This is a genomic window from Deinococcus sp. YIM 134068 (genome assembly GCF_036543075.1).
In the GTDB taxonomy this organism is placed as follows: domain Bacteria; phylum Deinococcota; class Deinococci; order Deinococcales; family Deinococcaceae; genus Deinococcus; species Deinococcus lichenicola.
This window is the reverse complement of sequence record NZ_JAZHPF010000022.1, coordinates 43,028-50,966: the sequence shown is the minus strand read 5'-3', so window position 1 is coordinate 50,966 and position 7,939 is coordinate 43,028. Positions and strand designations below refer to the sequence as shown.

8 protein-coding genes are annotated in these 7,939 nt (G+C 69.7%); 3 read left to right on the top strand and 5 right to left on the bottom strand.

Annotated features, from left to right (window positions below):
- Positions 1-292: 292 nt before the first annotated feature.
- From V3W47_RS16470 to V3W47_RS16460, 3 genes are all read right to left on the bottom strand, one after another.
- Positions 293-1,594: an MFS transporter gene (locus tag V3W47_RS16470; protein WP_331826316.1), complete on the bottom strand. Its 1,302-nt coding sequence runs from the start codon at positions 1,592-1,594 to the stop codon at positions 293-295.
- On the bottom strand, positions 1,579-2,115 hold the full coding sequence (locus V3W47_RS16465) for a TetR/AcrR family transcriptional regulator (RefSeq protein ID WP_331826315.1): 537 nt from the start codon (positions 2,113-2,115) through the stop codon (positions 1,579-1,581). Before V3W47_RS16465 ends, V3W47_RS16470 begins: the two co-directional genes overlap by 16 nt.
- Positions 2,116-2,238: 123 nt before the next feature.
- Positions 2,239-2,901 carry a hypothetical protein gene (locus V3W47_RS16460; RefSeq protein WP_331826314.1) on the bottom strand — a complete coding sequence of 221 codons (663 nt, stop codon included), beginning with the start codon at positions 2,899-2,901 and terminating at the stop codon, positions 2,239-2,241.
- 206 nt (positions 2,902-3,107) lie between these two features.
- On the opposite strand from V3W47_RS16460, the gene V3W47_RS16455 reads away from it, so the two are divergent.
- Together V3W47_RS16455 and aspS are read left to right on the top strand one after the other, a co-directional pair.
- Entirely contained in the window at positions 3,108-3,596 is a 489-nt protein-coding gene (locus tag V3W47_RS16455) for a GreA/GreB family elongation factor (protein WP_331826313.1), read from the top strand.
- Positions 3,597-3,838: 242 nt separating this feature from the next.
- Positions 3,839-5,137 (top strand): aspartate--tRNA(Asn) ligase, encoded by a 1,299-nt coding sequence (aspS, locus tag V3W47_RS16450; protein WP_331826312.1) that lies wholly within the window; start codon positions 3,839-3,841, stop codon positions 5,135-5,137.
- A 73-nt stretch (positions 5,138-5,210) separates the two neighbouring features.
- Here the strand turns inward: aspS and V3W47_RS16445 are convergent, their stop codons facing one another.
- Complete coding sequence (locus tag V3W47_RS16445) at positions 5,211-5,732, bottom strand: pyridoxamine 5'-phosphate oxidase family protein (RefSeq protein ID WP_331826311.1); 522 nt, start codon at positions 5,730-5,732, stop codon at positions 5,211-5,213.
- A gap of 126 nt (positions 5,733-5,858) precedes the next feature.
- Between V3W47_RS16445 and V3W47_RS16440 the strand changes: the two genes are divergently transcribed.
- Entirely contained in the window at positions 5,859-6,599 is a 741-nt protein-coding gene (locus V3W47_RS16440; protein ID WP_331826310.1) for an alpha/beta hydrolase, read from the top strand.
- Between the two features lie 105 nt (positions 6,600-6,704).
- On the opposite strand, the gene V3W47_RS16435 is transcribed toward V3W47_RS16440, so the two are convergent.
- Complete coding sequence (locus V3W47_RS16435; RefSeq protein WP_331826309.1) at positions 6,705-7,817, bottom strand: GDSL-type esterase/lipase family protein; 1,113 nt, start codon at positions 7,815-7,817, stop codon at positions 6,705-6,707.
- Positions 7,818-7,939: the final 122 nt, after the last annotated feature.

Sequence of the window (7,939 nt, the reverse complement as noted above, 5' to 3'; positions counted from 1 at the left end):
AGTCTGGAGCTGAGCCAGGACAGCCTGGTAGAGTCGAGGAGCGTCCCCGGCGGCATTTTCAGTTGTCACAAACAGAAAGTGTCCCCTACCGGGGACGCTTTCTCATACTTTCTGTCAGGCGGTCAGGGTGTCACCCTGGGCGCAGCGAAGGGCCTTCCGTCACGAGGTGGAGGATGCTTCGCTGCGCTCGCGCTCAGCAGGACACTGTTTTTCTGTCAAACGCTTTAGAGGTCTCTTCAGAAGCGTCTAGGTAACGGCTCTCCCTTGTATATTTACGATATGCAGACGCTACTTAGCGTTGCATTTCTAGAACGTCGTCGGACACGGGGTCAACGCTAACCGGGGTCGCCCGCTCCAGCCGCAGCAGCGTGGGCGAGAGCAGCCCGGCGAGGCTCGCCACGGTGCCCAGCACGCCCGCCACCACGAAGACCCAGCGCACGCCGATGGCCGACCCCAGCGGCCCGGTCAACGCCAGCCCAATCGGCCCCGCGAGGCCCATCACCATATTCAGCAGCGAGAGGGCGCGGCCCTGGAGCTGGTTGGGGATCACCGTCTGGAGGGTGGCCGTCAGCGGCGCGTTGCCGTAGATGAAGGTCATGCCGCTGACCACCCACCACACGACGGCGAGCCAGAACGCCTCGCGCGGGGCGAGTGCCGTCAGCGAGATGGCGAGGCAGGAGAGCGCGAAGGCGAGCAGCACCGCCACGATGGGACGCCGGGGGACGAGGGCCGCTACGAGCAGCCCGCCCGCGATCATGCCCAGGCCCGACAGCCCCTCCATCAACGCGACCTGCGCGGCCCCGCCCCCGAAGTGTTCCTTGACGAGCAGCGGCGTCAGCGTGAAGGTTGGCATGATCGCCAGCACGACCGCGCCGAGCAACCCGTACAGCCGCCGCAGGCCGGGGTGACGCCACACGAGCGACACGCCCTCGCGAAACTCCCGCCACACGCCCCGCCGCTCCCCGGCGGCGAGCCGGAGTTGGGGAATACGGAAGAGCAGCAGCGGTACAATGCCCAGTAGCGCCGTCGCCACGTCGATCCCCAGCGCCGCCCACAGCGGCATCACGCTGATGGCGAGCGCCCCGAGCGGCGCGGCGGCCACCGTCATGACGCCCATCATCGCCTGATTCAAGCCAGCGGCACGCGGCAGGAAGTCCTTCGGCACGAGCATGGCCGTGCTCGCCTGCGCCGCCGGACCCTGGAACGCCTGCATCGCGCTGCGGACGAACATCATCGTGTAGACGTGCCACAGCTCCACCCGCCCGGAGGCGAACAGCCAGATCAGCACGAGCATACACAGGGCGCTCACCGTGTCCGCCGCGATCATGAGCAGGCGGCGGGAGTAGCGGTCGGCGAAGGTGCCGCCCAGCGGTCCCAGCAGGGCCTGGGGCAGCAGCGCCGCCATGCCCGCCGTCGCCAGGGCCGAGGCGCTGCCCGTCGTGTCGGTGATCCACCACAGCAGCACGAACTGGGTCAGCGCCGACCCGATCAGCGAGAGCGTCTGTCCGCCGAAAATTGCCCAGAAGCGAGTCTGCCAGCCGGGACCGGGGTCGGGGTGGGTGGGGGAGACGGAGGGGGCTACACCCGTGTCCATGTCATCAACTCCTCGCGGACGGCCCCCCGCTGACCCAGGGAGAAGCCGCCCAGCCACAGCCCGTCGCACGCCAGCCGGACAGCGTGGGCGCGGGCGGCGGGCACGCCGTCGGCCTCGGCACGGGCGGAGAGCCGGGCGTGGGCCTCGCCCATCACGCCGAGCTGATCCCAGATCGCGGGCAGCGACTTCAGCGCCTCGTACAGCGCGTCCTCCTCGGGGTCGCTGTCGAAACTCGCCGCGATATACGCCCGCAGCCACGCGCCGGGCCGCTCCCCGTGTTCCGCGACCTCACGCTCCCGCAGCGCCTCCACCCGCCGCTCGAAGCGGGCGAGCAGGTCCAGCGCCAGCGCGTCCAGCAGCGCCTCGCGTGAGGGAAAGTGGTGCAGCAGCCCACCCTTGCTGACTCCCGCCTCACGCGCCACGGCATCGAGCGACAGGCCCGCCCCCTGCGCCTGCAACACCGTCGCGGCGGCGGAGAGGAGGGCCGCGCGGGTCGCCTCGGAATTGCGGACTCGAACCATGTCGTTAACGTACCGTCTGGACGGTTGGTAAGCAAGAGGTGTCTGTCCCGCACCAGCTTGATCATGGGCCAACGAAAACAGGGACGACGCCCGGTCGCCCCTGCGCTCGTGTGAGGAGGGCGGTTACTCGTCCTGCTCCGTGCCCGGCAGCGGCGTCGTGCGGGGCGGGCCGCCGTCGATGCCGCCCGAACCGGCCACGCGGGCACCCTTGACCTCGCCGCCCGCGTCCTGGCTGGGGTCGGCGAGGCGGGGGGCGCTGCCCGACTCGCCCGGCGTGGTCACGCTGAAGTCGGAGAAGCTGCCCGGCACGCCGTCGTCGAAGCCGGGGTCGTCGTTCACGTTGTTCGGCACGAAGTCGTCGCCGAAGGACATCGCGTTGTCGAGCATTTCCACGCGCAGGCTCGGGTCGATGCCCTCGTCCTGAAGCGCGCCCGCGCCCGCCAGCGCGTCGGTGCCGGTGTCGCCGTAGTCCACGCCCGACACCTGGCCGGACACCGGGAGATCGGACTCCTCCTCGTCAGGGACGTTCCCCATGATGAGGTCGGCGTTCGACTGGTCGTCCTGATTGGCCGGGTTGCCGTCGCCCGGCAGCGAGTAGTCCATCGTCGCCGCACCCGTGATGCTCTCGCCGCCGACGGGCCGCAGCTCCGCGTCGCTCGGCTCGCGGCTGTCGCGCTCGATGTCCTCGGCGGTCGCCGTCACGTCCTCCTCCAGCGTCTCCTGGTCGATGTTGTCGCCCAGCGTGGACTCCTGGGCCGTCATGTCGCGGTCGGTGGGGTCGGTCATAGATTCTCCTCCCAGGAATTAGAGCGGCGTGTGCCCCCTCGCCGATGAGGAGTTCGGGGGCGGACGTTGGCCCACCGTTGACCTCCCCCCGCCGCCCCTTCGTGAAGCGGTCTTGGGCAATTTCTTCCCCAGAGCCGCGCCCCGGCGGGTCAGATGAACCGGCCAGGACGACGAGAGGGCAGACACCAGCCACAGGAGGAACCTATATGGCAGACCAGATTCCCATGACGGCGGAGGGCTATCGCCGCCTGGAAGAGACGTTGCAGAAGGAACGTGAGCGCCACGACGACGCCATCGCTACCCTCGCCTCCCTGCGCGACGACTCCAACGACATCGAGGACCGCAACCTGGAGACGGCCCAGATCGACCTCGCGAGCATGGAGGCCCGCATCTTCGAGCTGGAGGACGTGCTCGCCCGCGCCGTGGTCGTCGAGGTGCCGCCCGAGGGCGAGGGCGACGGGCAGGCCCGCCTCGGCTCCGTGGTCGTGCTCGCCGACGAGGAGCGTGGGCGGGAGATGACGGTGCAGCTCGTGAGCGCCGTGGAGGTGACGGCCCTGACGGAGGGCATTACCCAGGTCAGCGAGGACAGCCCGGTGGGGAGGGCGCTGCTCGGGCGGCGCGTCGGCGAGCACGTGGAGGTGGAGGTCGGCGACCGCCAGGTCCGCTACACGGTCCGCAGCGTGGGCGCGGGCTGAGGCTCGGGGCTGGCGGCTGGAAGCTGGCCGCTGGCCGCCCCCCCACCCCTGCCTAGCCGCCCGCGTTGACCGGGACAGACGGTGCCCGCTACACTCCCCGGCATGACGGCGGCGCTCGCCCACAACCTGAATGACGATCCCCGCTAGGGGACGCCCGCGCCGCATACCGCGCCCCCGACCCTTCCTCTGAGGAGTCGGGGGTTTTCTTATCGGCACCGCCCCCACAGGAGACCCCACCCGCCATGACCACCGAACCCCTGTCCCACCTCCAGCGCACCCTCACCCGCGAGCTGCCCCAACACGAGGGGCGGACCGTGAGACTGCAAGGCTTCCTGCACGCCCGCCGCGACCTCGGGGGCGTGCAATTTCTGGTCCTGCGCGACCGTAGCGGCCTCGCCCAATGCGTCGGCAGCGGCCTCACCCTCCCCCTGCCCGAGAGCAGCATCGAGGTGGTCGGGCGGGTCAAGGCGCACGCGAAAGCCCCCGGCGGCTTCGAGGTGGCGGTGGAGAGCCTGCGGGTCCTGACCGCCGCCACTCAGCCGCCGCCCGTCGAGATTCCCAAGATGGAGTGGAACGTCAACCCCGAGACCATGCTCGACTACCGGGTGGTCACGGTGCGGGGGCTGAAGGAGCGCGCGGCCCTGAAGGTGCAGGCCGAACTCGTGGCGGGCTTCCGCGACCACCTCATGACCGAGGGCTTCACCGAGATCAGCACGCCCAAGATCGTGTCGGCGGGGGCGGAGGGCGGGGCGAACCTCTTTCCCATCGACTACTTCGGGCGACCGGCCTACCTCGCCCAGAGTCCGCAACTCTACAAGCAGATCATGGTGGGCGTCTTCGAGCGCGTCTTCGAGGTCGCGCCCGTCTACCGCGCCGAGGAACACGCGACGAGTCGCCACCTCAACGAGTACCTCAGCCTCGACGTGGAAATGGGCTTCATCGAGTCCGAGGAGGACGTGATGGACTTAGAGACCCGTCTCCTCGCGGCGATCACGACGCGGTTGAGGGAGCGTGCCGGGGACGAGTTCAAGTTGCTCGGCTCGACCATCCCCGACGTGCCCGCCCGCATTCCCCGCATCACGCTGCTGGACGCCCGGCAACTCGTGGCGGAGAAGTACGGCCACGCGGTCGGCGGCAAGGACCTCGACCCGGAGGCCGAGCGCCTGCTCTCGCAGCACTACGCGGAGACGGAGGGCACCGACTTCGTGTTCGTCACCAAGTACCCCCGCGCCGCCCGGCCCTTCTACGCCCACCCCGACGAGGGCGAGCTGACGCGCGGCTTCGACCTGCTCTTCCGGGGCATCGAGATTACCTCCGGCGGCCAGCGCATCCACGACCACGCGATGCTGATGGAGTCCATCGCCGCGTACAAGCTGAACCCCGAGTCGCTGGCGGGCTACACCGAGGTCTTCCAGTACGGGATGCCCCCCCACGGCGGCTTCGCCATCGGGGCCGAGCGGCTGACGGCCAAGCTCCTCGGCATCGCCAACGTGCGGTACGCGCGGGCGTTCCCGCGTGATCGGCACCGGCTGACGCCGTAGGGGCGGCGGTGCCGCCGGTCGAGGAGTCGAGGAGTCGGGAGTCCCCACGCTCGACCTCTCGACCTCTCGACTCCTAGACGTTTCCCTCCAGGTCCAGCTTCACGTCCTTGCCGGGCGGCGTCTTCCCCCCGCTCGCCAGCGTCCGCGCGAAGGCGACGACCTTGCCGATGCCGCTGGCCGGGCCGTCCCAGTATTCGGCCTGATGCGGCGTAACCTTGAGCAGGGTGAGGTTGGGGTCGTCCACGCCGTCGGGGAAAAACGCTTTGAGCGGCGGCTTCCACAGTTCCTGCATCTTCGCACGGTCGTCCACCCGCTCGGCAGTGCCCGTCACGTTGACCCACAGGTTCTTGTCGGGGTTGTTGTAGCCCAGGTTGACTTGCGGGTTAGCCTCCACATCCGCGACCTTGTGGCTGTCGGCGTAGGTGAAAAACCACAGGTCGCCGTCGAACTCGGCCTCCTGGGTCGCCATTGGTCGCCCGTGGAGGGTGCCGCCTTGCGAGATGGTCGTGAAGGTAGCGAAGCGCACGCCCTCAATCTTCTCGGCGAGGATGCGGGCGGCTTCCTTCGGGTCGTCGATGTGTTGCGGCTCGGTCATGTCTTCCTCCCTGCGGGCAGTGTAGGCATGGGCCGGAGGGGGCGGGTTGAGCGGGGATTAGGCGTTCGGTGCCCCGGCTCTCACGCGCTCGCCTTCTGCCGCCTCCCGTCTGCCATCATCTCCCGCATGGAACAGTTCGCCCAGTTCTCCGTGTCCGGCCAGCGCCTCTACGGGATGCTGCACGTCCCGGACGGCGAGCGGCCCTCCTCCGGCTGGTCCTCGGTCGTCGTCCTGCACGGCTTCACGGGCAACCGGGGCGGCGACCACCGCCTGCTGCCGCTGCTCTCGCGCTCTCTCGCCCCGCGCGGCGTGGCCTCCTTGCGCTTCGACTTCCGGGGGAGCGGCGAGTCGGAGGGCGACTTCTCCGAGATGACCGTCGCCCGCGAGGTGGAGGACGTGGAGGCCGCCTTCGCCTACGTGCGCGGCCTGCCCCAGATGGACTCAGAGCGCGTGATGCTGCTGGGCTTCTCGATGGGCGGTCTCGTCGCGGCCCTCGCCGCCGAGCGGGTGCGGCCCCACCGCCTCGCCCTGTGGGCACCCGCCCTGCCGGAGCTGTGGCTGCCCTTCCTGCGCGGCGGGTACGCGCCGCCCGTCATCCTCGATTACAACGGCTGGCCGCTGGGCCGGGAGTTCCTGCTGGAGATGCCGCGTCTGCGCCCGCTGGAGGCCGCCGCACGCTGGGGCGGCGTGGCCCGCGTCTTCCACGGGGACGCCGACCAGACCTGCCCGCCCGAGTTCGGCGTCCGTTACGCCCAGGCCCTCGGCTGCGACGCCATCGCCATCCCCGGCGGCACCCACACCTTCGAGAGTTTGGAGACGACCGAGATGCTGTACCGGGAAACGGCGCGGTTTTTGACGGGGAGGTAGGCGGGAAAAGAGACAACGCCGGAACACCCCTCCTACGTCAAGGAGTAGTCGGATAGTCTCCACCTTCTTCAGCTCAGCAGGAGAGGTTGTCATCCCTGCCCCAACTCAAGGCCGCGTGTTCAACCGCGTCCCGAACTGCGCGTTCATGAACACCGCAAGTTCCTGTGCAAAACGGCGGTGAGAAAGGGTACTCGGATGAACCCCATCGAGGCTGAACGACGGCCCGAATGGCTGTGCGGCAGAAGGAAGCAGGGGCCGTCCCGGCAGCGCGTCGAGCACGGGGGTCACGTCGAAGACGGGCACGTTCCGGGCGGCGGCGATCTCGCGGATGGCGGCGTTGTACCCCTCCACGATGCGCTGGGACCCCGCGTACTCGGCGGCGGTCAGCGCCTCGGGGGCCGAGCAGGAGAGGGGAGAGGCCTGGGTCGCCCGCCCGATGACGACGGTTCCGAAATACACCTCCTGCCCCTGACAACTGGCGTCCACCAATCCCCGCAGCCGCAGCAGCCGCGCCGGAATCAGGGCGGGCACCCGCGTCACGTCCGGCACCGTCATCAGCACGAGGTAGCGGACGCCCCCCGCCCGCAGTCGGTCCACCATCGCGGCGTAGTCGGTGCGGAAGCGGTCGAGCGGCGTGGCCTGATCTGGTCGTCCCCGCAGGGTGGGCAGCAGCACGTCGTTGTTGCCGATCCAGACGGTGGCGAAGAGGGGACGGCGGGCCAGCGCCGCCTCCAGTTGGGTGGTGCCCGGCCCGAGGATGGCCCGGTAGAGCGCCGCGTCGTACAGTTGCGGGTCGGGGTCGGTGACGGCGGTGTCGGTGCTGGAGAGCACGTCGCCCACCTTCGCGCCGGGCACGGCCACCACCGGGGACACGACGCCCGGCTGACGGAGCGTGCAGTTCTTCGTTCCCGCCACGCCGACCGGGGGCGGGCAGCCGGGGTCGTTCACCTCCGGCATGGGCACGTCCAGCCCGCCCCGCTCGCCCAGCAGCGTGGGATACGCCGCACGCTGTGATGCCGCCGTCAGTCCGCCCGACTGGAACCCGGCGGTGATGCTGTCGCCCAGCGCGACGTAGCGGGTGAACGGCGTGGCCGGTCCGGTCGTGTCCTGCCCCGCACGAAAGGGGGCGCAGGAGCCGAGCAGCAGCACACTGAGAGATAGCAGGGCGGGGAACGCCAGACCAGAGAAAGCCAGACCAGAGAAAGACAGGCGCTTCATGGTTCCACCTTCCGAGTGAGGGGCGGCGAGGTTCGTCGGACGCTCCCCCCGATCATGCCACGCGGACGCCCGAACCCCCTCCACAAGAGAAAGGCGCGGAGGTTCCCCCACGCCCCCAACCT

Bases quoted from the DNA above. Each gene is read 5' to 3' on its own strand.
- V3W47_RS16470 (WP_331826316.1), bottom strand. From the start codon at position 1,594: ATGGACACGGGTGTAGCCCCCTCCGTCTCCCCCACCCACCCCGACCCC.
- V3W47_RS16465 (WP_331826315.1), bottom strand. From the start codon at position 2,115: ATGGTTCGAGTCCGCAATTCCGAGGCGACCCGCGCGGCCCTCCTCTCC.
- V3W47_RS16460 (WP_331826314.1), bottom strand. From the start codon at position 2,901: ATGACCGACCCCACCGACCGCGACATGACGGCCCAGGAGTCCACGCTG.
- V3W47_RS16455 (WP_331826313.1), top strand. From the start codon at position 3,108: ATGGCAGACCAGATTCCCATGACGGCGGAGGGCTATCGCCGCCTGGAA.
- aspS (WP_331826312.1), top strand. From the start codon at position 3,839: ATGACCACCGAACCCCTGTCCCACCTCCAGCGCACCCTCACCCGCGAG.
- V3W47_RS16445 (WP_331826311.1), bottom strand. From the start codon at position 5,732: ATGACCGAGCCGCAACACATCGACGACCCGAAGGAAGCCGCCCGCATC.
- V3W47_RS16440 (WP_331826310.1), top strand. From the start codon at position 5,859: ATGGAACAGTTCGCCCAGTTCTCCGTGTCCGGCCAGCGCCTCTACGGG.
- V3W47_RS16435 (WP_331826309.1), bottom strand. From the start codon at position 7,817: ATGAAGCGCCTGTCTTTCTCTGGTCTGGCTTTCTCTGGTCTGGCGTTC.